This window comes from Flavimobilis marinus (assembly GCF_900113055.1).
GTDB lineage: Bacteria > Actinomycetota > Actinomycetes > Actinomycetales > Cellulomonadaceae > Flavimobilis > Flavimobilis marinus.
Window position 1 is genome coordinate 167363 of sequence record NZ_FONZ01000001.1, and the last position, 24165, is coordinate 191527.

Genomic DNA, 24165 nt, shown 5'->3' on the forward strand with positions numbered 1-24165 from the left:
CTTCGTACCTATCTGGTGGACGTTTAGATCGACGGGACCAGGAACGGAGCTTGAACGATGGCACTTGTCGTGCAGAAATATGGCGGCTCCTCGGTCGCCGATGCCGAGAGCATCAAGCGGGTCGCCAAGCGGATCGCCGAGTCCAAGCGGGCGGGGAACGACGTCGTCGTCGTGGTCTCCGCGATGGGCGACACCACGGACGAGCTGATCGACCTCGCCCAGCAGATCAGTCCCGTGCCCCCGCAGCGGGAGATGGACATCCTCCTCACGGCCGGGGAGCGCATCTCGATGTCGCTGCTCGCGATGGCGATCAACAACCTCGGCGTGAAGGCCAAGTCCTTCACGGGCCAGCAGGCCGGCGTCATCACCGACGCCGTGCACGGGCGGGCCCGGATCGTCGACGTCGTCCCCGCGCGCATCCGCGAGACCGTCGAGAAGGGCTCGGTCGCGATCGTCGCTGGGTTCCAGGGCGTCACGCAGGGCACCAACGACGTGACGACGCTCGGCCGCGGCGGCTCCGACACCACGGCGGTCGCGCTCGCGGCCGGCCTCGGCGCGGACGTCTGCGAGATCTACTCCGACGTCGACGGCGTGTTCACCGCGGACCCGCGGATCGTCCCCACCGCGCGCAAGATCGACCAGATCACGTACGAGGAGATGCTCGAGATGGCGGCCAGCGGGGCCAAGGTCCTCGTCCTGCGCTGCGTCGAGTACGCCCGCCGCTACGGCGTCCCGATCCACGTGCGCTCGTCCTTCACCAACAAGGACGGCACCATCGTCAGCAGCTCCCTGTCCCGCACGCGCGCGGACGGATCCGAGGAGGAACCCATGGAAGCCCCCATCATCTCCGGCGTCGCGCACGACCGCAGCGAAGCCAAGATCACCGTCGTCGGCGTGCCCGACGTCCCTGGCACCGCGGCCCGCCTCTTCGAGGTCGTCGCGCAGGCTGACGCGAACATCGACATGATCGTGCAGAACGTCTCCGTCGCCGCGACCGGCCTGACGGACATCTCGTTCACCCTCCCCGAGCAGGACGGTCCGACGACGATGGCCGCGCTCACCGCGGTGCAGGGAGAGATCGGCTTCGACTCGCTGCAGTACGACGACCAGGTGGGCAAGCTCTCGCTCGTCGGCGCCGGCATGAAGTCCCACCCCGGCGTGTCTGCGAAGCTCTTCGGGGCGCTGCGGGACGCCGGTATCAACATCGAGATGATCTCGACCTCGGAGATCCGCATCTCTGTGGTCACCCGCGCGGACAGCCTGGACGACGCCGTGCGCGCCGTGCACGCCGCGTTCGACCTGGACGGCGAGTCCGAGGCCGTCGTGTACGCCGGGACCGGACGATGAGCGCCGGGGTGCGCGTCGCCGTCGTCGGCGCGACCGGTCAGGTCGGTGCCGTCATGCGGCGCCTGCTCGACGAGCGCGACTTCCCGGTCGCGTCGATCCGCTACTTTGCCTCGGCCCGCTCCGCAGGCCGCACCCTGCCGTGGCGCGGGAGCGACGTCGTCGTCGAAGACGTGGCGACCGCGGACCTCGCCGGTATCGACATCGCGCTGTTCTCTGCCGGCGGTTCGACGTCGAAGGAGCACGCGCCGCGGTTCGCCGCGGCGGGCGCCATCGTGATCGACAACTCCTCGGCCTGGCGCCTCGACCCCGAGGTCCCGCTCGTCGTCAGCGAGGTGAACCCGGAGGCGGTGCGCAACGCGCCCAAGGGGATCATCGCGAACCCGAACTGCACCACGATGGCCGCGATGCCCGTGCTCAAGCCGCTCGCCGACGAGGCCGGGCTGGAACGCCTGATCGTCGCGACCTACCAGGCGGTCTCCGGCTCGGGGCTCGCCGGGGCGAGCGAGCTCGCCGACCAGGTGCGCGCGGCCGTCGAGGGGGAGACCGACCTCGAGGCGCTCGTGCACGACGGCTCCGCCGTCCAGCTGCCCGCGCCGCAGAAGTACCTGCGGAACATCGCCTTCAACGTCGTGCCCGTCGCGGGCTCCGTGGTCGACGACGGCTCGCTCGAGACCGACGAGGAGCAGAAGCTCCGCAACGAGTCGCGCAAGATCCTCGGCCTGCCCGAGCTCGCGGTCTCCGGCACGTGCGTGCGCGTCCCGGTGTTCACGGGCCACTCGCTCGCGATCCACGCGGAGTTCGCGCGGCCGATCAGCCCTGAGCGGGCGACCGAGCTGCTCGGCGCGGCTCCGGGCGTCGCGCTGGCCGACGTGCCGAACCCCCTCGAGGCCGCGGGGGCCGACCCCTCGCTCGTCGGTCGCATCCGGACCGACCAGTCGGTCCCGGGTGGGCGCGGGCTCGTGCTGTTCGTCAGCAACGACAACCTGCGCAAGGGCGCGGCGCTCAACGCCGTGCAGGTCGCGGAGGTCGTGGCCAAGGACCTGCAGGAAGCGTGATCGGGCGCGCTACAGTTCGCGCGTGAACGAAGTATCGGCGACCACCCTCCCGCCCGACGTCGCGGCCGAGCTGGAGGCCGCCCACCAGGGCGTCGCCGAGCGCCGGTCCCTCGAGCGGCGCCTGGTCGTGCTGACCGAGGAGGTCGCCCGCGCCGAGCGGGCGGCCGCCCAGGCGCACGCCGTGCTGCGCGACGAGGAGGCCGACGTCGCGAGGCTCGAGAGCTGGTCGCCCACGCGGATCCTCGCGGGGCTGCGCGGCAACCGGGACGCCGATCTCACGCGCGAGCAGGCCGAGGCGGACCTCGCCCGGATGCGGGCGGCCAGCGCCGACGCCGCCCTCGAGCGCGCCCGGCAGCAGGAGCACGAGGTCCGCACCCGCCTGGTCACCTGCGGCGACGCGGAGCGCCGCCTGTCCGCGGCGCTCTGGGTCAAGGAGCAGTGGCTCGTGCAGTCCGGCGACGCCCGCGGCGACCGGCTAGCGGAGATCCTCGCCGAGCACGGCACCGCACGGGACCGCCTGCGTGAGATCACCGAGGCGCAGTCCGCGGCGACCGCCGCCCACGCCGCGCTGCGGGACGTCGCCTCGCTCCTCGGCGACGCGCACGGCCTGGCCACGTTCGACACGTTCTTCTCGGGTGGCCTCGTGACCGACATGATGAAGTACGGGCGCCTCGACCGTGCCCAGGCGGGCCTGCGGGCCGCCGACGGCGCCCTGGCCCACCTGGCGGCCGAGCTCGCCGACGTCGGCCTCGACGGGCCGGGCAGCATCCAGATCGACCAGCTGACCCAGTTCTTCGACGTGTTCTTCGACAACATTTTCTCGGACTGGGCTGTGCGCGGCCGGGTCCGTGACGCCCTGGACCAGGTGCAGCGGATGCTGGCCAGGCTCGACGACGTGGCCTCGGCGCTGGCGCGCCAGGCAGCGCAGACCCAGGAGCTGCTGAGCGACCTCGGTGCCGAGCGGCACCGTCTGCTGGGCTGATCCCGGCGCGCTGGCGGGACGCGAGCCGGCCCTACAAGGAGGACGTCAGGCTGCGGACGCTCGCGTGCACCTCGTCGAGCGTGCGGTCGGGCTGGAACACGAGCCACTCCAGGCCTGCGACGAGCGTCGCGCCGAACACGGCCGCGGCGACCAGCGAGACGTCCTCGCCGGGCCGCCGGGCGCGGATCTCGAGCGCGAACATCGAGATCGTCTCCGCGCGCAGCTGCGCGATCGACTGCTGCCACTCGCGTTCCGCGCGGAACACCTCGGCCGCCAGCAGCTTGGCGAGGTCGGGGTAGGAGTGCACGGCGACGAGCAGCGCGCGGACCATGGCATCGACGCGTCCGGCGTCGGGCGCCGCGTCTCGCGCCTCACTGAGGGCAGCGCGAAGGCGGGCGGTGCCCTCGTCCAGGGCGGCCTCGAGGATGTCGGACTTCGAGGTGAAGTTGTAGTAGACGCTTCCCTTCGCGACGCCGGCCTCGGCCGCGATGTCGTCGACCGACGTCGCGGAGAACCCGCGGCTCGCCACCAGGCGCACGGCCGCGTCGATGACCAGGGCGCGGGTGCCGCGGCGGCGGGCGGTGTTCCCGTCCTGGCGCGGGGTCGACGTCGTCATGAGGCCCATCCTTTCAGCACCGGGCGGCCCGGCGGCACCTCCTGGGCAGGTGGTGCCACCGGGCTGTCGGCGTCCGGCCCGCGGCTCAGAGCGCGATCGCGGGGTGCAGCCGGTCGACGGTCCACGTGCGCATGCGTCCTGACCGCCACGCGGTCACCCCGAGCGAGACCAGCAGCGTGCCTGCGAGGACCAGGACGGCCGTGACCAGGCGCCCGTCCGCCCCACCCGTGATGAGCTGCCGGAGCCCGGTCACGGCGTAGCTCATGGGCATCCACGGGTGCACCGCCTGGAAGAAGCCCGCAGTCACGGGCACCGGGTAGGTGCCTCCGGACGCGGCGAGCTGGAGCATGAGGACGGCCAGGATCACGACCTTGCCGGCTGCGGGGCCCGCGACGGCGATGATGGCCTGCTGCAGTGCGACGAAGGTTGCTGAGACCAGCAGCGTGAAGGCCACGACGCCGGCGAGGTTGACGGTGTCCAGCTTCAGCCCGAGCTTGACGACCGTGAGCATGACGACGACCTGCCCGATGCCGATGAGGAACGCAGGCCCGTACCCGGCGAGCGCGATCCGGATGCCGGACACCGGCGCGGCGAGCGCCCGCGGCGGGACCGGTCGCAGCAGCAACCAGGTGATGAGGGCCCCGACGAAGAGCGCGAGCGACAGGAAGAAGGGCGCGAAGCCCTCGCCGAACCCCTCGGCCTGCGCGAGGTCGGTGTCCACGACGCCCACGGGTGCGGCGATCACCTCGGCCCGCTGCGTGCGCAGCGCAGCGGAGTCGTCGGGCAGCTGTGCCGCGCCGTCGACGAGCCTGTCCGCGAGCGTCCCGGCGCCGTCGGCGAGCGGAGCCGTGCCGGACGCGAGCCGGTCGCCTCCCGCAGCGAGGCTCGCCGTCCCGTCGGCGAGCGTGGCCGCCCCGGTCTCGGCCGACCGCGCTCCGTCGAGGAGTCCTTGCGCGCCCGCGGTGAGAGCCGCCGTGCCGTCAGCGACGGTGTCCGCTCCCTGGCTGAGCGATCCGGCTCCCGTCGCGAGGCTGTCCGCGCCTGCGGCGGCGCGCTCGCTGCCCGTGCGCAGCCGAGCGGCTCCCGATGCGATGTCCTTGGTGCCGCTGGCGAGCCGCCCGGCGCCGTCGGTGAGCGTGGCGAGCCCGTCCTCGAGGCTGGACGCCCCCGCGGCGAGGGCGTCGATGCCGCCCCTGACCGTGCCGGTGGTGCCGGCACGGAGCTGGGCGGCCAGCGTCGTCGCGCCGGTCGAGGCGTCGGTGACGCCGGCGGACAGTCGCTCCGCGCCCGCGGCGACCTGGCGTGCGCCCTGGACGGCCTCGTCGACCTGCGTGCCGAGGGCGGACCCGTCGATCGTGCTCAGGCGCTCGAGGGCCGCGGTATTTTTCGCCACGAGAGCGGCGACATCGGGATCGTCACCGTCCAGCCGGGTGAGCGCCTCGGTGCTCGCGGCGAGCAGCTGCCCGGCGGTGTCGAGCGTGGTGGGCAGGGCGGCGAGCGACGGAGCCGCGGCGTCCAGCCCTTGAGCGAGCGCTGCTGACCCTGCGGCGAGCTGGTCAGCGCCGGCGACCATGCCGTCGGGCTGCGTGAACCCGCTGGCGAGCGCCTCGGCCCCGGAGGACAGCCGCGCGGCGCCCGAGACGAGCGTGCCCGCGCCGTCCGCCAGCGTCTGTGCGCCCGTGTGCGCCTGTGCGACGCCGTCGGACAACGAACGTGCCCCGGACCTGAGGGTGGACGTCCCGGCCGCGAGGTCCTGCGCGCCGTCGGCGAGCGTGGCGGTGCCGGCGGAGAGGTCGACGGCGCCGCTGTGCAGCGTGGCTGCTCCGTCGGCGAGGGAGCCCGTGCCGGCGCCGAGCCGGGTCGCCCCGTCGAGGGCGTCCGCCGTCCCGGCGCGCAGGCGCGTCAGACCCGAGGCGAGCTCGTGCGCCCCGGACGACGCCGAGGTGGCGCCCTCGGCGAGCTGCTGAGCGCCGTCGTCGACCTGGCCTGCTGCGGTCGTGAGCCGGAGTGCGCCGTCGGAGGCGGTCGCGAAGCCGTCGCGCGCGGAGCCGAGGCCGACGAGCACCTTGTCGACCGCCTCGGTGCCGACCTGCTCGCGCACGGCGGTCTGGACCTGCTCCATGGCGGACCTGCCGAGCGTCGTCGCGAGGAACGAGTTGGCGTCGTTGTACGTCACCGCCAGCGTGGCCGACGTGGGGTCGTCGCCGCCCGCTCCCGCGATCGTCGCGGAGAAGTCGGCGGGAATCGTCACCGCGAAGTAGTAGTCGCCGTCGCGGACGCCGGCTGCGGCGGTCGCGGCGTCGGTGCGCTGCCAGAGCAGGTCGCCCGAGTCGGTCAGGCGGTCGGCGATCTGTGCCCCGGCGTCGAGCGGCTCGCCGTCGACGGTCGCGCCGACGTCCTCGACCACGAGCGCGACCGGAAGGTTGTCCATCCGCCCCGTCGGGTCCCAGAACGCCCAGAGGTAGAGGGCGCCGTAGAGCAGGGGGATGAGCAGCAGCGCCCCGAGCGCGAGCCGGGGCAGGGTGCCGCGCCGGAACCGGCGCAGCTCGGTGCCGGTGGAGGTCAGGGCGATCATGCGTGCTCCTCGCAGAGGTGGTCGGCGGGGCGTCCCGCGTCGGTCGGTGTGGTCTCGAGCTGGGGTCCGGTCGCGAGCCGGACGACGCGTGGTTCGCGGACCCACGTCATCGCGTCGACCTCGCCCGCGGAGGCCACCGAGGCGACGACCGTGAGGCCGGCGGCGGCGAGGGCGGCGAGTCGGTCCCACACGATCTGGCGGCGCGCGGTGTCGTGGACCTGGTCGAGGTCGTCCACCACGAGGAGCTCGGGCTCCGCGAGCAGGGCGACGGCGATGCGCAGGAGCATGCCGTCGACCTCGTCGAGGTCGTGCACGAGGGTGCGCGGCGTGGGCACGGGGCGGTGCCCGAAGACCGGCGCTGCGACCTGGTCGAGGTAGTCGACGGTGATGCTCGGGGTGCGGCGGTGCCAGGGGGTGAGCCAGGCGAGCCGTTCACGGACGGCGTCGGCGACGGTGACGTCGGGCTCGAGGTCGTCGATGCCCGCGAAGCCGGCGATCGCGGCGCGTCGCTGCACGTGGTTGCGCCGAGCGGGGAGCGCTTGGCCGCCCACGGTGAGCTGGACGGTCGATGCGGACGGTCGCATCCTGCCGGCCAGGGTCAGCAGCAGGCTCGTGCGGCCCGATCCCTGCGGCCCTTGGAGCACGACCAGGTCTCCGGTCTCGACGTACATGTCGAGCGGTCCGTAGACGGGGCCGTGAGGTCCGTCGAGCTGCAGGTGCTTCGCGACGATCGCGGCAGGTGGGGTCGTTGTCATGGTCGGCTCTCCGGGCGGAAACGTCCGCCTCACGCGTTTGTACTGACTGGTCAGTCTAAAAAATAGGCTCGTTGCGTCGCGACCGCAAGGGCCGGCACTGTCTGTCCGCTCACACGCCACGAGATGAGACGCGCTTCTCGCGACGCGGAATCGCCTGCTAACGTCGCCCTCGTGACCGGATCTCGTTGGTATTGGCGCTTTACGCTGGCTCCTGGTGGAGCCGAGCGGGCGCACGCCTGACCAACCCCACCGGAGCCAGCACAGGGCTGAGACGCGCGGCGTCTCGGCCCTTCGTCATTCCAGACGGACCGGCTCTCGCGCGGTGAGCGGTCAGCACGGCTCCGTCCCACCACCACTGATGAGGGAGCCCCGCATGACCCCCGCCCAGCTCGACGCCCACAGCACGAGCGACCTGCGCATCCGCGCCCTGGACCCGCTGCCCGCGCCGGCCGGGATGCTCGCCGAGCTCCCGCTGGCCGACGAGGCCGTCGAGCTCGTCGAGCGCAGCCGCCGCGAGGTCCGCGACGTCATGGCGGGGGAGGACGACCGTCTCCTCGTCGTCGTCGGCCCGTGCTCCATCCACGACCCTGAGGCCGCGCTCGAGTACGCACGCCGGCTGGCCGGGCTGGTGCCCGAGCTGTCCGAGGACCTGTGCGTGGTCATGCGCGTCTACTTCGAGAAGCCGCGCACCACGGTCGGGTGGAAGGGGCTCATCAACGACCCCGACCTCGACGGCTCCCACGACATCCAGCGCGGGCTCCGGCTGGCCCGGACGGTCCTGCTGGGCGTCCTCGCCGAGGGCGTGCCTGCTGCGTGCGAGTTCCTCGAGCCCACCAGCCCGCAGTACATCGCCGACGCCGTGACCTGGGGCGCGATCGGCGCGCGCAACGCCGAGTCGCAGGTGCACCGCCAGCTCGCGTCGGGCCTGTCGATGCCCGTGGGCTTCAAGAACGCCACCGACGGCGACGTGCAGATCGCCGTCGACGGGTGCGTCACCGCGGCAGCGGAGCACACGTTCTTCGGGGTGGACTCCGCCGGTCGCGCGGCGGCCGTGGCGACGTCGGGCAACCCCGACTGCCACGTGATCCTCCGCGGCGGCCGCACGGGGCCAAACTACGACGACGCCTCGGTCGAGGCCGCGCTCGACGTCGTGCGCGGCGCCGGGCACGTCCCGCACCTCATGATCGACGCGAGCCACGGCAACTCCGGCAAGTCCCACGTGCGCCAGGGCGAGGTCGTGCAGGAGATCGCCGCGTCCGTCGCCGCCGGGAACACCGGCATCGCCGGGGTGATGATGGAGAGCTTCCTCGTGGCCGGCGCCCAGAAGCCCGCGCCGAGCGGCCTGACCTACGGTCAGAGCGTCACCGACGCGTGCCTGGACTGGGACACGACGGCGGAGCTCCTGCGCGAGCTTGCGTCGGCGGTGCGGGCGCGGCGCAGGGCCTAGTCACCAGCGCGCGGTGGACGTAGCTTTGGTTGTGCTGCTGTCACTCGACAGTCGCACAGCCAAGGGGGCTCTCGTGGTTCGTCGTCTTACCGCTGCGCTGATCAGCGCGATTCTCGTCCTGACCGGCATGACCGTGGTGGGTACGTCGGCGCAGGCCGCGCCGCCGGCCACGGCGTCGGTGGCGGTTCGCGTCCTCACGCAGCGCGACCAGGTCGTGACGCAGTCCCTCATCCGGCTCGAGCACCCGAACGGCGCGTTCGCCGGCATCGAGCTCGTCGACGACGACGGTTGGACGCGCTTCACGGACCTCGCGCCCGGGCGCTATCGAGCGAAGCTCGACGTTCCGCTGGGCAAGGCCTCCGAGCGGTCCGTCGAGCTCGACCTGGCCGCCGGTGAGGCGGCCACGCAGACGATCCGCATCACCGCGGACCAGACGCTGAGCGGACAGATCACCGTAGCGGGAGCGCCGTGGGCCGGCGCCGACGTCGTGGCCTACAAGTTCTCCGGCTCGACGGCCAAGGCGCCGCGAAACCTGACCGCGCGCGCCGACCAGGACGGCCGCTACACCCTCGTGCTGCCGGAGGGCGTGTTCACGGTCGTGGCGGGCACCCGGTCGTGGGACGGTCCGGCGCTCGGGACCTTCGCGGGGGGCGTGGTGCGTGTCCAGGACGCCGAGCGGACCACCCTCACGGCAGGGTCGCATGCGACGCTGGACGTCGCTGCCATCCCCGGTGTCACGATCACCGGACGCCTCGTCGATGCGCAGGGCCGCCCCCAGTCAGGCGTGTTCGTCCAGGCGACGCCGCTGGGTCGCGCGGGGGACGCTCGTGCTTGGAGCCAGACGGACGGATCATTCGTCCTCACCGGAGCGACCGCAGGACGCCACCTCCTTTCGTTCAGCTCAGCCTCCGGTGGCGACTACGTGACGACCGTGACGACCGCCTCAGTCGCTGCCGGGCGCACGGTGAAGCTCGGGAAGGTGACGCTGAAGCGACCCGCCGGGTGGGGCACGTCGAGCCTCGTCGTGCGGCTCACCGGTGCCGTGCGTGAGGCGCCCGGCACCGTGGTCTACCTGAAGAACTCGCGCGGTCGCATCGTCGGCCAGCAGGAGTTCGGGGACCTCGAGGACGGACCGCCGCACGAGGTCGCGTTCCGGAACATCGCCCCGGGCCGGTACCGCGCCGTCGTCGCGCAGACCGGGCAGTCGACGGCGGTCTCGGTGGCACGAGGAAAGGCCGCCACAGCGCGCATCCGCGTCAAGGCCCCCAAGAAGACCGGCAGTGCCCTGATCCGGGTGGTGCGCCCGTCGTCGGGCAAGCCCGTCGAGGGCGCCAGCGTCGAGCTGTGCGCCAAGGTCTGCTACCGCGCGGCGTGGACCGACTCCCGTGGCCGGGCGCGGGTCGCGAAGGTCCCGGTCGGCAAGTACAAGGTGAAGGTCGCAGGTGTCTCGACCAGCACGACGACGTCGCAGGCCTCGACAGCGCCGGTGAAGATCACCGTCAAGCGAGGCAAGACGACGACCAAGACTCTGCGCCTGCCCCTGGACGGGAAGGTCAAGGGCAAGGTCGTCGGCCGCGAGGACGTCCGCGTCCGGCTCGTGCCCGTCGGCTCCGGGCCAGTTCTCGAGTGGCAGTGGGTCAAGAAGGGGTCCTTCGTCGTCCGGAACGTCCCTGCCGGGCGCTATCGGATGGTCGTCAGGGACGCGACGACTGGCGGCGCTCTGGACCTGTACTACAAGGGCTCGACTCTCAAGTCCTCGAAGATCATCAAGGTGAAGCCGGGGCGCACGCTGGACCTGGGGAAGTTCGTCTTCCGCGGCTGAACCGCTCGAGAGCGCGACGCGCGTCAGGGGCCCTCGGTACGTTGGGTTCATGCCGACCCACGCACCCCTCCTGACCGACGACCTCCTCGACCGCATCCGTGGCCGCGCCGCGCAGACGGACCGGGAGAACGGATTCTTCGACGAGGACCTCGCCGAGCTCACCGCGGCCGGCTACCTCAAGGCGATGGTCCCGGAGGAGTTCGGCGGCCTGGGCCTCACGCTCGAGCAGATGACGCACGAGCAGATGCGCCTCGCGGGCGCAGCGCCCGCGACGGCCCTCGCCATCAACATGCACCAGGTGTGGGTGGGCGTCGCGCGGGTGGTGCACCGTACCGGCGACGAGTCGATGGACTTCGTGTTCCGCGACGCGGTCGCGGGGGAGATCTTCGGTTTCGGCATCTCCGAGGCCGGCAACGACCTCGTCCTGTTCGGCTCACGCACCGAGGCGCGGCCCGACGGCGACGGCGGCTACTCCTTCCACGGCACGAAGATCTTCACCTCGCTCGCGCCGGCCTGGACCCGGCTCGGGACGTTCGGCACCGACTCGAGCGGCGACGACGGCCCGATGTCCGTGTTCGCGTTCGTCACCCGCGACGGCGGTGGGTTCGAGATCAAGGACGACTGGGACACCCTTGGCATGCGGGCATCACAGTCCCGGACGACGGTGCTCGACGGGGCGCACGCGCCTGCGGACCGGGTGGTGCGTCGCATCCCGCCCGGCCCGACCGCAGACCCTCTGGTGTTCGGCATCTTCGCGAACTTCGAGATCCTGCTGGCCTCGGTCTACACCGGGATCGCGCAGCGCGCCCTCGACCTCGCGGTCGCGACGGTCAAGACGCGCACGTCGATGAAGAACGGCGGCGCGCCCTACGCCCATGACCCCGACATCCGCTGGCGTCTCGCAGATGCCGCCCTCGAGCTCGATGGCGTGTACCCGCAGATCGCGGCCGTGGCGCACGATGTGGACAACGGCGTGGACCGCGGCAAGATCTGGATGCCGCAGCTGTCCGCCGTGAAGTCGCGGGCCACCGAGATGGCCCTGTCCGTCGTGACGAAGGCGATCCGGGTCTCGGGTGGGTCGTCGTACTTCACCAAGAACGAGCTGTCGCGGATCTACCGCGACGTGCTCGCGGGACTGTTCCACCCGAGCGACGACGAGTCCGTCCACGGGGCGTGGGCCAACGTCCTGCTGGGGCCCGTCGTGCCGTGACGGTCAGCGCTCCCGCCCTTGACGTGTGAGTATCTACTCACCTAACGTCGAGGCGTGGACGAGGTCTTCAAGGCGCTGGCTGATCCGACTCGACGGGCGATCCTCGACGAGCTTCGTCAGCGGCCGGGCCTGTCCCTGGCTGAGATCTGCGCGCTGCGACCCGCGATGACGCGGTTCGGAGTCAGTGCGCACCTCGCGGTCCTGGAGACTGCGGGGCTGGTAGCGACGGTGCGGGACGGCCGCCGCAAGCTGCACTACCTCGATGCCGTCCCGCTCCAACAGGTCCACGACCGCTGGCTGACGGCCTTCGCCTCGTCGACCGCATCCTCTCTGCTCACCTTCCGCACCCTCCTGGAGACCGCGATGAAACCTCAGCACGTCCTGACCATCGACATCGGCGTTCCCGTCGCCACCGTGTGGGCGGCGCTCACCGACACGGGGGCGGCCCGCCCGTGGCTCTACGGCACCGTCACGACCTCGTCCTGGCAGCCGGGTGAGGCGTACACCCAGCGCACCCCCGACGGGACCCTGATGATCGACGGTGAGGTACTCGAGGTTGCCGAACCCCACCGGCTCGTCCTCGGCTTCCGGTGCCACTGGGACGACGCCGTGGCGTCGGAGCGTGACGGGCGCCTGACGTACGAGCTGGAGGAGCGCGACGGTGGAACCCGCCTGACCGTCAGCCTCGCTGGGCTCGGCCCGGCCACGCTCGCGTCCGCCCAGGAGTCCACCCGAGAGATCTACGAGGGCCTCCGGGTGTCGCTCGAGGAATAGACCCGACGACGAAGGCCCCGGTCAGCGTCTCCGCTGGCCGGGGCCTTCGTGGTTGCTCCTGGTCGGGGTGACAGGATTTGAACCTGCGACCTCTTCGTCCCGAACGAAGCGCGCTACCAAGCTGCGCCACACCCCGTGAAGCCTGCTCAGAATAGCCGACCGGAGGCCCAGAAACGAAACCGGCCCCCGTGCAGGCCTCCGACCGGTTCAGACAGCCGGGCGAGCCGTCAGTGTCAGCAGGCTCGCCTCCGGGCGGCACGCGAACCGGACCGGCGCATAGGGCGACGTGCCGAGCCCCGCACACACGTGCAGCCACGTGGACCCGGCGCCGCCCACGGCGTCGGGACGGGGGCCCGGCCAGCCGTGCAGGCCCTTCGCGCGCCCTCGGTCCAGGTCGCAGTTGGTGACCAGCGCCCCGAAGCCCGGGACGCAGAGCTGACCGCCGTGGGTGTGGCCCGCGAGGATCAGGTCCGAGCGGTCGGCACGCATCTGGTCGAGCACGCGGACGTACGGAGCGTGGGTGACGCCCAGGCGCAGCGTGGGGCGGCCGTCGTCGCCCCCGGGTGCGGCAGGGGAGGGGAACTCGTCCCGATCGAGGTGGGGGTCGTCGACGCCGACGAGCTCGATGCGCAGGCCGCCGACGTCGAGGTGGTCGCGCCGGTTCGTCAGGTCCTTCCACCCCGTGCCCGTCAGGGCCGTGGCGAGCTCCCCCGCGGGCAGGCTGTCGGGGTCGTTGCGTCGCCGCAGCGACCGGGCATCGGGAAGCAGGTAGCGGGCCGGGTTCTTCGGCAGCGGGGCGTAGTAGTCGTTCGACCCCATGACGAAGGCGCCGGGCGTGCTCCGCAACGGCTCGAGCGCGTGCAGCAGCGGCGCCAGCGCGTGGCGGTGTGCCATGTTGTCGCCCGTGTCGATCACGACGTCGGGGCGCAGGTCAGCGAGCGAACGCACCCACGCGATCTTCGCGTCCTGCGACGGCGTCAGGTGAAGATCTGACAGGTGCAGCACCGTGACGTCGCGCGTCCCCGGTGGGAGCACCGGGACCGTGAAGCGCCGGAGCGTGAAGAGCCCGGTCTCGTGGTGCGCCCACGCGAGGCAGCCCGCCCCGAGCGCGGCCCCGGCGACGACGAGGCAGCCGGCGGCGTTCAGTCGTCGCTCCCGCGGTTCTTCTTCTTCTTCTTGTCCTTCTTGTCGTCCTTGTTGTCGTCGCTGTCGCCGTCCGACGGGGCGGTCGGGGGCTGGCCGTTCGAGACGTAGATCGTGATCTGCGAGCCGCGCGGGGCGGTGCCCGCAGGGTAGGTGTACGCCACGCGCCCGGCAGGGGAGTTGGCGTTGACCGCACCCGAGCGGACGGTCGGGCGGAAGCCCGCCTCCTCGAGGATCTCCTCGGCCTCCGCGACGGACACGCCCCAGAGCGCGGGCACCGTGACCTTCTCACCTTCGAGGACGTCCTTGGCGACGTCCGGGAACTTCTCGTTCGGCTCGTCGGCGAGCGCGTAGTCCATGAACCGCTTCCACATGGGGGCGGCGAGCGTGGACCCGTAGACGATCGGGCGGTAGGTGCCGTTGATCGTGATGCGCTGCATCGAGACGTTGCGGTCGGGGTGGCCGATCCACGTCGCCGTCGACAGCTGCGGGGTGTATCCGATGAACCAGGTGTGCTGGTTCAGCTGGGACGTTCCCGTCTTGCCCGCGGCCACCCGTCCGCCCGCGAGCTTCGAGCCGGACGCGCCGCCCTTGGTGAGCACTCCCTCAAGGGCGTGGTTCACGCCAGAGGCGACATCCGACTCGAGCACCGTGCGGCAGTTCGCGCTCGGCACGCCCAGGTCGGCACCGTTGGCGTCGGTGACGCGCGTGATCGCCACCGGGTCGCAGTAGGTGCCACCGCTCGCGAACGTCGCGTATGCGGCGGCCATCGCCAACGGCGAGGTGTTCTGCACGCCGAGGACCATGGAGGGCTCGATGGTGACCTTGCCCTCGTCAGCGATGCGCGAGGGGCGGAAGCCGATCTCCTCGGCCGTCTCCCCGACCTTGCACAGGTCCAGCTGGCTCAGCATCGAGATGTAAGCCGTGTTGATCGAGCTTGCCGTGGCCTGCAGGACCGTCTTCTGCCCGGTGCCGAAGCCGTCGGAGTTCCCGGGCTCCCAGTCGCCGCGACCCTGCGAGAAGTTCTCGATGCAGGACGCCGTCCACTCGTCCCAGTCGTCACCCTGCCACTTGCGCTTGTTCGCGCTGACCGACTCGGTCAGGCTGCGGCCGCTCTTGATCCACTCCGCGAGCACGAACGGCTTGAAGGTTGAGCCCGCCGGGAAACCCTGCGAGCCGCCGTGCACCTGGTCGGTGCTGAAGTTGATCGACGTCTTGCCCTTGCCCTGCTCGTCGGCGCGCGCGACGTACTTGCGGTTCTGCGCCATCACGCGGATCTCCCCGGTGCCGGGGACGACGGAGACGATCGCGTCCGCGATGCCGGTCGGGTCCTTGAGCGGGACCGTGTCGCGGGCCTGGATGTACGCCTCGCGCTGCAGCTTGGAGTCCAGCGTCGTGTAGATGTCCAGACCGCCGCGGTACAGGAGGTCCTTTCGCTCGGCCTCCGTCTCGCCGAAGATCGGGTCGGAGATGATCACCTTGGTGACGTAGTCGCAGAAGTACGCCGAGTAGCTCGCAGCCGCGCAGCTGTTCTCGGTCGGGGTGATCTGGAGCGTGTCCTCGATCGGCGTCGTGCGGGCGGCGTCGTGCTCCTCCTTGCTGATGTACCCCTCCTCGTACATCAGCTTGAGCACGATGTTCCGGCGCGCGGTGGTGTTCTCCGGGTACGTCGTCGGGTCGTACTTGCCCGGGGCCTTCGTGATGCCAGCGATGGTCGCGGCCTCGACGATGCTCAGGTCCTTGGCGGACTTGTTGAAGTAGTAGCGCGAGGCCGACTCGGCGCCGTAGACCTGTGTGCCGAACTGCGCGATGTTGAGGTAGCGCTCGAGGATCTCGAGCTTCGACATCTTCTTCTCGAGCGCGATCGCGAGCTTCGCCTCCCGGAGCTTGCGCTCCATGGTGTCCTCGGACGCCTCGAGCTGACCGAGCGGGTCGCCGTCACGCACCGCCTGCTCGATCAGCACGTTCTTGACGTACTGCTGGGTCAGGGTCGAGGCGCCCTGTGTCTTCTTGGTCGCCATGTTGATGAGCGCGGCGCGCGCCATGCCCTCCATGTCGACGCCGCCGTGCGCGTAGAACCGCTTGTCCTCGGTGGCGACGACCGCATTTTGCAGGTTCATCGAGATCTCGTCGAGCCCGACGACGATCCGGTTCTCCGCGTAGAAGGTTGCGAGGAGCTTGTTGTCGCGGTCGTAGATGCGCGACTGCTGCGACAGGGGCCCGGGCTCGAGCTCGTCCGGCAGGTCCTCGAAGATCTGGGTGGTGCCGGAGGTCATCGCGCTGACGCCCGCGGCTGCGGGCAGCACGAGGCCCGCGGTCAGCAGACCGCCGACGACGGCGAGGAGGACGAAGGTGAGGAGCATCGCCACTGCCTGGACAGCGTTGACCTGCCTCCCGGAGGCGCGCGCAGTTCTAGCCATGGTCCTCAGGGTAGTTGCTGAGCCTGTGCGAGTCGCCGGGAGGGATGGCTGATCGTGTGCGGATCGTGTGAGGACGCCCGAGGGCGCGCCCGGCTAGGCTGCCGTCATGGCTACCACGTGGGAGTACGCAACCGTTCCTCTGATCATCCACGCGACCAAGGCGATCCTCGACCAGTGGGGCTCTGACGGATGGGAGCTCGTGCAGGTCGTGCCCGGCCCCGACGGCCAGGGCAACCTCGTCGCCTACCTGAAGCGCCCGACGGGCGAGAAGTGAGCCAGACCGGCCAGATCGCGGCACGTCTGGCGGAGCTCGGCCTCGAGCTTCCGCCGGTGGCCGCCCCGCTCGCGTCGTACGTCCCGGCAGTACGCAGCGGCGACCACGTCTACACCTCGGGTCAGCTGCCGTTCGTCGACGGCGCTCTGCCCGCCACCGGCAAGGTCGGCGACGGGCCGACGCTCGTGGACCCCGCTGCGGCCGCGACGCTGGCGCGCACCGCGGTGCTCAACGCCCTCGCCGCCGTGCGCGACGTCGTCGGGAACCTCGACGACGTGGTGCGGGTGGTCAAGGTCGTCGGCTTCGTCGCCAGCGACCCTGCGTTCACGGGCCAGCCCGCCGTCGTCAACGGTGCCAGCGAGCTGCTGGGCCAGGTCTTCGGGGCCGCTGGGGTGCACGCGCGCAGCGCCGTCGGTGTCGCGGTGCTCCCGCTCGACTCGCCCGTCGAGGTCGAGCTGATCGTCGAGGTCCGCTGAGCCCCGGTCCCCCTGCGGACGAAGAATGGGCGGTATCGGTCGTGGATGACGACCGATACCGCCCATTCTTCTCTGTGGCGCGCCTCAGCGGGCGCGGCGCTCCAGGCGGTCGAGGTCCAGGAGGACGACCGCACGGCCCTCGCGGCGGACCCAGCCGCGAGCGGCGAAGTCGGCCAGCGCCTTGTTGACGGTCTCGCGCGATGCGCCCACGAGCTGCGCCAGCTCCTCCTGCGTCAGGTCGTGCGCGACGCGGATGCCCTCGTCGAGCGGCTGGCCGAACCGCGTCGACAGGTCCAGCAGCGCCTTGGCCACGCGGCCCGGGACGTCGGAGAAGACGAGGTCGGCGAGGTTCTCGTTGGTGCGGCGCAGGCGACGCGCCAACGCTCCCAGCAGGTACTTGCTCATGCCCGGGTGGGTCTGGAGCCAACGGATGAGCTCGTCGTGCGACAGCTCGTACAGCGTCGCGTCGGACACCGCCGAGGCGGTCAGGGTGCGGGGGCCCGGGTCGAACAGCGAGAGCTCGCCGAACATCTCGCCAGGGCCGAGCACCGCGAGGAGGTTCTCGCGCCCGTCGGTGGACCGGCGGCCGAGCTTGATCTTGCCGTCCCCGATCACGTAGAGCCGGTCGCCGGGCTCGCCCTCGGTGAACAGAACCTCCCCACGACCCAGCCGGACGGTCGACATGGCCTCCAGCAGCGGCTGCGTCTCATGCGGGTCCAGGCCCGCGAACAACGGGGCGGCGAGCACTACGGCTTCATCCACGAGATCAGTCCTTCGTCCGTCGGCGGGGTCGCTACCTGCTCCATTCTGCCCCAGCCACGCTCAAGAGGCAGGTGCGAGGTCGGGCGAGTCGGCCTGGTGCTCGGCCGCGAGGCGGTTGACGATCAGGTTCGTCGTCAGCTCGAGGTGGGTGCGGACGACGTTCGCGTAGTCCCGCAGGCGCTCCTCGAGGTCGCGCAGCTCGCCCAGGTCGAACACGCCGGCAGCGACCGCCGTGCCGCGCACGACCTGCGCGAGGTGGCGGTGGTCCGGCAGGTAGGCGGTGTCGGCGGGCGTCAGCGGCGCCGCGATGTCGACGCCCAGGCGCTCCGGCAGGAGCGCGCCGGCGACGGCGAGGTCGATCCGGGCGCGGACCAGGCGCTGCCAGTGCATGACGCGCGTCGACTCGGCGCGCAGCAGCCGACGCTTCGCGCGCAGCTCCTCCAGCGTCGCCTCGGGGCTGTCCATGCTCGCTGCACCTCCTGCCCGCTCGACTGCCGTACGGTGCCCTGGCACCACCTGAGAGCATCGGCGCGCGAGGCCCAGAACTTGAGAGGTACGGGCGGCCTAGGCTGGTCGCGTGACTCCTGCTGTGGCGCTCGTGCGACGAGCGCGCCGTACCAACCGGCTGCTTGCCGAGGTCCATCCGGACGCGCGCTGCGAGCTCGACTTCCGCACACCCCTGGAGCTGCTCGTCGCCACGGTGCTCTCGGCGCAGACGACGGACGTCCGGGTCAACCAGGTCACGCCCGCGCTGTTCGCCCGGTTCCCGGACGCCGCGGCGTACGCCGGAGCCGACGTCGAGGAGGTCGAGGCGATCATCCGCCCCACGGGTTTCCACCGGGCCAAGGCCAAGGCCCTCGTCGGCATCGGCGCCGCACTGTGCGAACGGTTCGGCGGCGCGGTGCCGAACCGGCAGGCCGACCTGGTCAGCCTGCCCGGCGTCGGACGAAAGACCCCGAACGTCGTCCTGGGTGACGCCTTCGGGGTGCCCGGGCTGACGATCGACACCCACGTCGGGCGTCTCGCGCGGCGCCTGGGCTGGACCACGAACGAGGACCCGGTCAAGGTCGAGACCGACCTCGCGGCGCTGATCGAGCGGCGCGAGTGGACGCTGGTGTCGCACCGCCTGATCTTCCACGGCCGCCGCGTGTGCCACGCTCGTCGCCCGGCGTGCGGGGACTGCGCGATCGCGCACCTGTGCCCGTCAGCCGGGCTGGTGGCTCAGGCTCCGGTGACGCGAGCGAGGAACGCGAGCAGGTGAGACGTGACCTCGTCCGGCGCTTCCTCCGGCAGGAAGTGGCCGACGTCGGGCAGCACCTCGAAGCGATAGTCCTGGCAGAGCGCAGCGCCGTCGAGGTCGACGCCGGCGACGGGAGCGACCGGGTCGGCGCCACCGTGCAGCTGCAGGACCGGCACCGTCACCGGACGCCGGACGCCGGACAGGAAGCGCCGCCCGTCGAGCCGTGCCCGGGAGCGCAGCACCCAGCGCAGCGCCTCGGCGAAGCCGCGGGAGGCGAAGGGCACGGTCATGGCGGTCTCGTACGTGTCCAGGACGTCAGGGGCGAACGGACGCCGTGACCAGTCCATGAGGACTCGCGCCACGAGGCCGCGGCCGGCCAGGGCGCGTTCGGGCAGTGCCGGGAGCTGGAACAGCGCGAGACGAGCCCACGCTGAGCGCGTGTAGCGCTCTCGGGACGGGTGGTGCAGGTGCGCCGGGTGGGGCGCGCTGAGGGCGACGACGCCGCGCGTCACGTGGGGCTGCAGCGTCGGCATCGCCCACGCGACGGTCGCCCCGAGCCCGTGCCCGACGACGACGGCGGTGTCGGCACCGAGGGCCCGGATGACGCCGGCCGCGTCCCGGGTGCGCGTCGGCACGTCATAGCCGAGCGGGGGCTTGTCGGACGCCCCCACGCCGCGCAGGTCCATCGCGGCGACGCGGTAGCCCGCCGCAGCGAGCGCGGGGATCTGGTCGCGCCAGGCCCACCACATCTGGGGGAAGCCGTGCATGAGCAGCACGAGCGGCGCGTCGGGGTCGTCCGGCCCCGCGACGGCGACGTGGAAGCGCGCGCCGTTGGCGGCCACGAAGGTGTGCGTCCAGGGGCCGTCCAGCAGGACGGAGGTGTAGTCAGTGGCCACCGGGGGTGCTCTCGTGCAGGGCGGGCGGGGGCGTCGCGTCGACGGTCGCCGACGGCGATGCGTCGTCGGCGTCAGTTCGTCCGGCGGCGGCGCGCCGGCTCGCGGGCGGGTCGAACCGGTACCCGACGTTGCGCACCGTGCCGATCAGCTGCTCGTGCTCGGGGCCGAGCTTCGCGCGCAGGCGTCGGACGTGCACGTCGACGGTCCGGGTGCCCCCGTAGTAGTCGTATCCCCACACCTCCTGCAGCAGCTGCGCTCGCGTGAAGACGCGCCCCGGGTGCTGACCCAGGTACTTGAGCAGTTCGAACTCCTTGTACGTGAGGTCGATCGGGACGCCCCGGACGCGCACCGTGTAGCCGGTGGCGTCGATGACGAGGTCGCCGGAGGAGATCTCCTGCGGTGTGTCCGCCTCGCTGAGCCCGCGGGCGCGCTCGACGGCGATGCGCAGCCGGGCCTCGACCTCGGCCGGGGACGCCGTCGTCAGCAGCAGGTCGACCGCTCCCCACTCTGCGGTCACGACGGTCAGGCCGCCCTCGGTGAGGATCAGCACGAGGGGGACCGTCAACCCCGTGGCCTGCAGGACGCGGCACGTGGTGCGGGCGCCAGCGAGGTCGGTGCGCGCGTCGAGCAGGATCACGTCGGAGTCCGGTGCGTCCACCAGCGCGGAAGGTTCCATCGGAAGCACCCGGACGCGGTGCGCGAGCAGTCCGAGCGCAGGCAGGACCTGCGCCGACGCACCAGTCGCCGGGGTCAGGAGCAAGAGCTCGGCCACGCGTCACCTCCGCTTGATCGCCTCCACGGTACCGTCACAGGACTCGCTTGCCCGGCAGCGTCTCAGCAGGACCGACGTGGAGCCCGCCCGCGATCTAGGGAACAATCCACTCCGTGCTCCCTCCCCGACCCCGGACCTCACCATGACGAACTCGACCCGCGCGGTCCTCACCTCGCTGCTCGCCGCCGCCTTCGCGGTGGCCGCGACGCTGGGAGCGGCTCCGCTCACGCTCCTCACGCTCGCCGTGGTGGGCCTGTTCGCCTACGGGTGGCCCGTCCTGCTCGACCTCCCGTGGCGCGCCGGTGCGACCACCGTCCTCGCCCTCGCCGGAGCAGGCGCGGTCGCGGCCGTCCGCCTCGCGCCCCAGGCCGGGCTGCGCGACCTGCCGCTCGTGGTGGCGATCGGCCTGATCCTCGCGTTCGTGCGCGAGGTGCTGCGTCGCGACGGCCGGGTCCGGCTCGTCGAGTCCCTGTCGGCGATGGTCGGCGGGGTCGTCATCGTGGTCGCCGGGGCAGGCTGGCTCGCAGCCGCTCAGGACGCGGGCGGCGAGTCGCTGGTGGTGACGAGCGCGGCCTGCCTGGCGGTCGCCGCCGCCGTCAGCGCCGCGCTGCCCTGGCGCGGCTGGCTCAACGTGGTGCTGACCACGGGTGCGGCGCTCCTCGCCGGCGCGGGTGTCGCCGCGGCGCTGCCGGCCCTCGGCGCGGGCCAGGGGGCGTGGGGCGGGATGGTCGCCGGTGTCCTGGTGGCGTCGCTGCACGTCCTGCTCGAGCACCTGCCCGAGGCTCGTCGCCGTGACGGCGCGCTCGGCGCAGTGACGCTCCCCATCCTGGTCGGCGGCATGCTGATCTACATCGTGGGCACGATCGTCGTCGTCCAGGCCTGACGCCGCCGGGAGGTCGACGGCGGGGGCGCCGGACGGCCGGGCGCCGGCTCAGTACACGAGCGCCTGCACGCCCTGGCCCAGGATCTCCTCGACGAAGGTCGCGGCGCCCGCGATCCGCACACCCGGCACGACGTCGTCGGCCCCGATCTCGCGCCGCAGCGCGCACTGGGTGCACAGCGTGACGGTCCCGGCGGCCAGCACCGCCTCGAGCAGGTCGTCGAGCGGCGCCGCGTGCGCGAGCTCGAGCTGCGCCGCGCGGCCGGGCAGGGCCAGCCACGAGGCCTCGCCCGTCAGCCAGAGGCTGACCTCGACGCCCGCGGCCACCGCGGTCGCGGCGACGGTGAACGCCTGGTTGCACGCCTCGGCGCGCTCCGGGCCGGCGGTGACCTTGATGACGAGGGGGCGCGAGCTCATGCCGCCACCCTAGGGTGCGTCCCGACCGGCAGGTAGGATCGGGCGCATGGAAGCACTCGAAGCAGTCTTCATCGGTCTCCTGGTCGCTGCGGTCATCACGATCACGTGGTTCGCCGGCTTCGTCGTCTACCGCCTGTACAAGGGTCAGAGCTGACGCACCGATGACGTTCTCGATCCCGGACGACCTCGCGCCTGAGGTCTACCCCCTCGCGTGGCTCGTCGGTACCTGGCGCGGCGAGGGTGTGATCGCCTACCCGACCGTCCCCGAGGCCCGGTTCGTGCAAGAGGTCGTGTTCGACCACGACGGTGGCCCGTACCTGCGCTACACGTCCACGTTGCGCCTGCCGGCCGAGGCCGGCGACGAGCACGGTGCTGACCTGGTCTGGTCGACGGAGACCGGCTACTGGCGCGTGCCGCCGGAGCGCCCCGAGGACCTGCCAGGGGACAAGACCCCGCTCGAGGTCCTGCTCTGTGATCCCTCGGGCCGGGCGTCGGTCTACGTGGGCGCCGTCGGCAACGGACGCGTGGACCTCGTCAGCGACCTGATCGCGCGCACGGCCACCGCTGCGGAGGTCACGGCGTCCAAGCGTCTGTTCGGCCTCGTCGAGGGAGACCTCATGTGGGTGTGGGAGCTCGCCGCGTTCGGCCAGCCGCTGCAGTCCTACGCCTCGGCGCAGCTCGTCCGGCAGGACCAGTGACCGTGCGCAGCCCCCTGCTTGACCGCCGCGGCGCCGTCGCCGCCGCCGGTGCGGACGAGGGCGTGGCCTGGCACTACGGCGACCCGACCGCGGAGCAGCGCGCCCTCGCGCGCGGGGCGGCCGTGGTCGACCAGTCCCACCTCGGTGTCGTCACGGTGACCGGCCCGGACCGGCTCTCGTGGCTGCACTCGATCACGTCGCAGCACCTCACCGGGCTCGAGCCCCGAACGTCGACGGAGACGCTGGTCCTGGACCCGCACGGTCACGTCGAGCACGCGGCGGGCGTCGTGGACGACGGCGTCACCACCTGGCTGGTCACCGAGCGTCCCGCGGAGTTGGCGGGATGGCTGGACAAGATGCGCTTCATGATGCGCGTCGAGGTCGCCGACGTGACGGCGGACTGGGCGGCGCTCGGCGAGCCCGTGCGCGCCGAGTCCGCCGAGGGCGAGCCGCTGGCGTGGTCCGACCCCTGGCCGACCACCGCGCCGGGCAGCACGCGCTACGGGCCGGCGGACGCCGAGCACCCGGGCGCGCAGCGACCGTGGCGGCTGGTGCTCGTGCCGCGCGCCGGGCTCGCGGACGCCGTCCGGCAGCGGGAGGCGTCCGGGTGGGTCGTCGCCGGGACCTGGGCGGCGGAGGCGCTGCGCGTCGAGGCGCTGCGCCCGCGTGCCAGCCACGAGGTCGACGACCGCACGATCCCGCACGAGGTCGACTGGCTGCGGACGGCGGTGCACCTGACGAAGGGCTGCTATCGCGGACAGGAGACGGTCGCCCGCGTCCACAACCTCGGTCGTCCCCCGCGGAGGCTCACCCTCGCTCACCTGGACGGGTCGGGCCACCTGCTCCCCGAGGTCGGGGCGGCGGTGCGGCTCGGCGAGCGGTCCGTGGGCGTCGTGACGTCGGTGGCACGCCACCACGAGCTCGGACCGGTTGCGCTTGCGGTCCTCAAGCGCTCGACGGACCCCGGGGCCGAGCTCACGGTGGACTGTGACGGCGGAGCGGTGGCCGCGACGCAGGAGGTCGTGGTGGACCCCGAGGGCGTCTCCACGGACAGGCCCGCCGCCCGCGGTCCGGTCGCACGCGGGCTGCGTCCGCGCTGACGGCACCGGAGGCGTCACGCTGCTCGGAGGCTGTCGCGCCCAGGCCGGGGTGAGTCCCGGCCGCCCGGGCGACCAGCAGGGGTGATTTCCGTGGGTGCTACGGCCTCAATAGCCCCGAACCTGTCACTCTCGGACAGCAGAGCCCGCCGGGCGGATCGTACACTCCGAAGGTGTTCTCCGACCTGCAGGCCCTCATCGTGCTCGTTCTCGCCGTCGCGATCTTCGCCGCGCAGGTCTACTGCCTCGTGGACCTCGCCACCCGGCCCGCCCGAGCCTTCCCGGCCGAGGGCAAGCGCACCAAGAAGTTCTGGGCGATCGTGCTCGTCGTGGCCGCGCTGTTCGGCTTCCTCGCGCTGCCGTACCCGCTCGGGGGCGGCGGGCTGAGCTTCATCGGTCTGCTGTCGGCCGTCGCGGCGATCGTCTACCTGGTCGACGTCAAGCCCGCGGTCGCGCCGTATGGTCGTGGTTCCGGGGGCAGCGGGCGCGGACGCGGGGGCTGGTGAC

24 protein-coding genes and 1 tRNA gene are annotated in these 24165 nt (G+C 72.2%); 14 read left to right on the forward strand and 11 right to left on the reverse strand.

Going from position 1 to position 24165, the window contains the following annotated elements; translation table 11 throughout:
* Positions 1-57: 57 nt before the first annotated feature.
* From BMZ30_RS00790 to BMZ30_RS00800, 3 genes are read left to right on the forward strand one after another with little or no spacing between them, the layout of a single operon-like run.
* Positions 58-1347 (forward strand): aspartate kinase, encoded by a 1290-nt coding sequence (locus tag BMZ30_RS00790; protein ID WP_093374216.1) that lies wholly within the window; start codon positions 58-60, stop codon positions 1345-1347.
* Complete coding sequence (locus BMZ30_RS00795; RefSeq protein ID WP_093374217.1) at positions 1344-2402, forward strand: aspartate-semialdehyde dehydrogenase; 1059 nt, start codon at positions 1344-1346, stop codon at positions 2400-2402. Before BMZ30_RS00790 ends, BMZ30_RS00795 begins: the two co-directional genes overlap by 4 nt.
* A 22-nt stretch (positions 2403-2424) precedes the next feature.
* Positions 2425-3384 carry a hypothetical protein gene (locus BMZ30_RS00800; RefSeq protein ID WP_093374218.1) on the forward strand — a complete coding sequence of 320 codons (960 nt, stop codon included), beginning with the start codon at positions 2425-2427 and terminating at the stop codon, positions 3382-3384.
* Between the two features lie 31 nt (positions 3385-3415).
* Here BMZ30_RS00800 and BMZ30_RS00805 read toward each other — a convergent pair whose 3' ends face one another.
* The 3 genes from BMZ30_RS00805 to BMZ30_RS00815 form a co-directional block, all read right to left on the reverse strand.
* Positions 3416-4000 carry a TetR/AcrR family transcriptional regulator gene (locus tag BMZ30_RS00805; RefSeq protein ID WP_093375598.1) on the reverse strand — a complete coding sequence of 195 codons (585 nt, stop codon included), beginning with the start codon at positions 3998-4000 and terminating at the stop codon, positions 3416-3418.
* 85 nt (positions 4001-4085) lie between these two features.
* Positions 4086-6575, reverse strand: coding sequence for a YhgE/Pip domain-containing protein (locus tag BMZ30_RS00810; RefSeq protein WP_093374219.1), 2490 nt, complete (start codon positions 6573-6575; stop codon positions 4086-4088).
* Positions 6572-7330, reverse strand: coding sequence for an ATP-binding cassette domain-containing protein (locus BMZ30_RS00815; RefSeq protein ID WP_093374220.1), 759 nt, complete (start codon positions 7328-7330; stop codon positions 6572-6574). Before BMZ30_RS00815 ends, BMZ30_RS00810 begins: the two co-directional genes overlap by 4 nt.
* Positions 7331-7703: 373 nt before the next feature.
* On the opposite strand from BMZ30_RS00815, the gene BMZ30_RS00820 reads away from it, so the two are divergent.
* The 4 genes from BMZ30_RS00820 to BMZ30_RS00835 all read left to right on the forward strand — a co-directional run bounded on the left by BMZ30_RS00820 (position 7704) and on the right by BMZ30_RS00835 (position 12583).
* Complete coding sequence (locus tag BMZ30_RS00820) at positions 7704-8777, forward strand: 3-deoxy-7-phosphoheptulonate synthase (RefSeq protein ID WP_093374221.1); 1074 nt, start codon at positions 7704-7706, stop codon at positions 8775-8777.
* Between the two features lie 73 nt (positions 8778-8850).
* Entirely contained in the window at positions 8851-10599 is a 1749-nt protein-coding gene (locus tag BMZ30_RS00825; RefSeq protein WP_143073093.1) for a carboxypeptidase regulatory-like domain-containing protein, read from the forward strand.
* A gap of 49 nt (positions 10600-10648) precedes the next feature.
* The gene (locus tag BMZ30_RS00830) at positions 10649-11809 is read left to right on the forward strand and encodes an acyl-CoA dehydrogenase family protein (RefSeq protein ID WP_093374223.1); all 1161 of its coding nucleotides are present in this window, start codon (positions 10649-10651) and stop codon (positions 11807-11809) included.
* A gap of 54 nt (positions 11810-11863) precedes the next feature.
* Complete coding sequence (locus BMZ30_RS00835; protein ID WP_093374224.1) at positions 11864-12583, forward strand: ArsR/SmtB family transcription factor; 720 nt, start codon at positions 11864-11866, stop codon at positions 12581-12583.
* Positions 12584-12642: 59 nt separating this feature from the next.
* Here the strand turns inward: BMZ30_RS00835 and BMZ30_RS00840 are convergent.
* The 3 genes from BMZ30_RS00840 to BMZ30_RS00850 form a co-directional block, all read right to left on the reverse strand.
* Positions 12643-12719, reverse strand: a tRNA-Pro gene (locus BMZ30_RS00840).
* A 71-nt stretch (positions 12720-12790) separates the two neighbouring features.
* Positions 12791-13729 (reverse strand): metallophosphoesterase, encoded by a 939-nt coding sequence (locus tag BMZ30_RS00845; RefSeq protein ID WP_093374225.1) that lies wholly within the window; start codon positions 13727-13729, stop codon positions 12791-12793.
* Positions 13726-16146 carry a transglycosylase domain-containing protein gene (locus BMZ30_RS00850; RefSeq protein WP_093374226.1) on the reverse strand — a complete coding sequence of 807 codons (2421 nt, stop codon included), beginning with the start codon at positions 16144-16146 and terminating at the stop codon, positions 13726-13728. Before BMZ30_RS00850 ends, BMZ30_RS00845 begins: the two co-directional genes overlap by 4 nt.
* A gap of 106 nt (positions 16147-16252) precedes the next feature.
* On the opposite strand from BMZ30_RS00850, the gene sp36 reads away from it, so the two are divergent.
* Both sp36 and BMZ30_RS00860 read left to right on the forward strand, forming a co-directional pair.
* A complete protein-coding gene (gene sp36, locus BMZ30_RS00855) occupies positions 16253-16420 on the forward strand; it encodes a Sp36 family protein (RefSeq protein WP_093374227.1) in 168 nt (55 codons plus the stop codon).
* Entirely contained in the window at positions 16417-16896 is a 480-nt protein-coding gene (locus BMZ30_RS00860) for a RidA family protein (protein ID WP_177191223.1), read from the forward strand. The genes sp36 and BMZ30_RS00860 overlap by 4 nt, the downstream gene beginning before the upstream one ends.
* An 84-nt stretch (positions 16897-16980) precedes the next feature.
* On the opposite strand, the gene BMZ30_RS00865 is transcribed toward BMZ30_RS00860, so the two are convergent.
* Both BMZ30_RS00865 and BMZ30_RS00870 read right to left on the reverse strand, forming a co-directional pair.
* Positions 16981-17658 (reverse strand): Crp/Fnr family transcriptional regulator, encoded by a 678-nt coding sequence (locus tag BMZ30_RS00865; RefSeq protein ID WP_093374229.1) that lies wholly within the window; start codon positions 17656-17658, stop codon positions 16981-16983.
* Positions 17659-17718: 60 nt separating this feature from the next.
* Positions 17719-18123, reverse strand: a complete 405-nt coding sequence (locus BMZ30_RS00870; protein ID WP_093374230.1) for a hypothetical protein — start codon at positions 18121-18123, stop codon at positions 17719-17721.
* A gap of 112 nt (positions 18124-18235) precedes the next feature.
* Between BMZ30_RS00870 and nth the strand changes: the two genes are divergently transcribed.
* The gene (nth, locus tag BMZ30_RS00875; RefSeq protein ID WP_093374231.1) at positions 18236-18919 is read left to right on the forward strand and encodes an endonuclease III; all 684 of its coding nucleotides are present in this window, start codon (positions 18236-18238) and stop codon (positions 18917-18919) included.
* On the opposite strand, the gene BMZ30_RS00880 is transcribed toward nth, so the two are convergent.
* Both BMZ30_RS00880 and BMZ30_RS00885 read right to left on the reverse strand, forming a co-directional pair.
* Positions 18880-19794 (reverse strand): alpha/beta fold hydrolase, encoded by a 915-nt coding sequence (locus BMZ30_RS00880; protein ID WP_093374232.1) that lies wholly within the window; start codon positions 19792-19794, stop codon positions 18880-18882. The genes nth and BMZ30_RS00880 overlap by 40 nt on opposite strands.
* On the reverse strand, positions 19784-20566 hold the full coding sequence (locus tag BMZ30_RS00885) for a winged helix-turn-helix transcriptional regulator (RefSeq protein ID WP_093374233.1): 783 nt from the start codon (positions 20564-20566) through the stop codon (positions 19784-19786). Before BMZ30_RS00885 ends, BMZ30_RS00880 begins: the two co-directional genes overlap by 11 nt.
* 142 nt (positions 20567-20708) lie before the next feature.
* Between BMZ30_RS00885 and BMZ30_RS00890 the strand changes: the two genes are divergently transcribed.
* Positions 20709-21449 (forward strand): hypothetical protein, encoded by a 741-nt coding sequence (locus BMZ30_RS00890; protein ID WP_093374234.1) that lies wholly within the window; start codon positions 20709-20711, stop codon positions 21447-21449.
* 48 nt (positions 21450-21497) lie between these two features.
* Here BMZ30_RS00890 and BMZ30_RS00895 read toward each other — a convergent pair whose 3' ends face one another.
* Positions 21498-21863 (reverse strand): DsrE family protein, encoded by a 366-nt coding sequence (locus BMZ30_RS00895; RefSeq protein ID WP_093374235.1) that lies wholly within the window; start codon positions 21861-21863, stop codon positions 21498-21500.
* 161 nt (positions 21864-22024) lie between these two features.
* Here BMZ30_RS00895 and BMZ30_RS00900 point away from each other — a divergent pair, with 161 nt between their 5' ends.
* The 3 genes from BMZ30_RS00900 (at position 22025) to BMZ30_RS00910 (ending at position 24164) form a co-directional block, all read left to right on the forward strand.
* Positions 22025-22561 (forward strand): heme-binding beta-barrel domain-containing protein, encoded by a 537-nt coding sequence (locus BMZ30_RS00900; protein ID WP_093374236.1) that lies wholly within the window; start codon positions 22025-22027, stop codon positions 22559-22561.
* Positions 22558-23661, forward strand: a complete 1104-nt coding sequence (gene ygfZ / locus BMZ30_RS00905) for a CAF17-like 4Fe-4S cluster assembly/insertion protein YgfZ (RefSeq protein WP_093374237.1) — start codon at positions 22558-22560, stop codon at positions 23659-23661. The genes BMZ30_RS00900 and ygfZ overlap by 4 nt, the downstream gene beginning before the upstream one ends.
* A gap of 170 nt (positions 23662-23831) precedes the next feature.
* Entirely contained in the window at positions 23832-24164 is a 333-nt protein-coding gene (locus tag BMZ30_RS00910) for a DUF2516 family protein (RefSeq protein WP_093374238.1), read from the forward strand.
* Position 24165 lies beyond the last annotated feature (1 nt).

Excerpts from the sequence above, each read along its gene's own strand:
- BMZ30_RS00850 (WP_093374226.1), bottom strand. The coding sequence starts at position 16,146 with ATGGCTAGAACTGCGCGCGCCTCCGGGAGGCAGGTCAACGCTGTCCAG.
- BMZ30_RS00870 (WP_093374230.1), bottom strand. The coding sequence starts at position 18,123 with ATGGACAGCCCCGAGGCGACGCTGGAGGAGCTGCGCGCGAAGCGTCGG.
- BMZ30_RS00805 (WP_093375598.1), bottom strand. The coding sequence starts at position 4,000 with ATGACGACGTCGACCCCGCGCCAGGACGGGAACACCGCCCGCCGCCGC.
- BMZ30_RS00895 (WP_093374235.1), bottom strand. The coding sequence starts at position 21,863 with ATGAGCTCGCGCCCCCTCGTCATCAAGGTCACCGCCGGCCCGGAGCGC.
- BMZ30_RS00890 (WP_093374234.1), top strand. The coding sequence starts at position 20,709 with ATGACGAACTCGACCCGCGCGGTCCTCACCTCGCTGCTCGCCGCCGCC.
- BMZ30_RS00795 (WP_093374217.1), top strand. The coding sequence starts at position 1,344 with ATGAGCGCCGGGGTGCGCGTCGCCGTCGTCGGCGCGACCGGTCAGGTC.
- BMZ30_RS00830 (WP_093374223.1), top strand. The coding sequence starts at position 10,649 with ATGCCGACCCACGCACCCCTCCTGACCGACGACCTCCTCGACCGCATC.
- BMZ30_RS00900 (WP_093374236.1), top strand. The coding sequence starts at position 22,025 with ATGACGTTCTCGATCCCGGACGACCTCGCGCCTGAGGTCTACCCCCTC.
- BMZ30_RS00810 (WP_093374219.1), bottom strand. The coding sequence starts at position 6,575 with ATGATCGCCCTGACCTCCACCGGCACCGAGCTGCGCCGGTTCCGGCGC.
- sp36 (WP_093374227.1), top strand. The coding sequence starts at position 16,253 with ATGGCTACCACGTGGGAGTACGCAACCGTTCCTCTGATCATCCACGCG.
- BMZ30_RS00790 (WP_093374216.1), top strand. The coding sequence starts at position 58 with ATGGCACTTGTCGTGCAGAAATATGGCGGCTCCTCGGTCGCCGATGCC.
- BMZ30_RS00820 (WP_093374221.1), top strand. The coding sequence starts at position 7,704 with ATGACCCCCGCCCAGCTCGACGCCCACAGCACGAGCGACCTGCGCATC.
- BMZ30_RS00815 (WP_093374220.1), bottom strand. The coding sequence starts at position 7,330 with ATGACAACGACCCCACCTGCCGCGATCGTCGCGAAGCACCTGCAGCTC.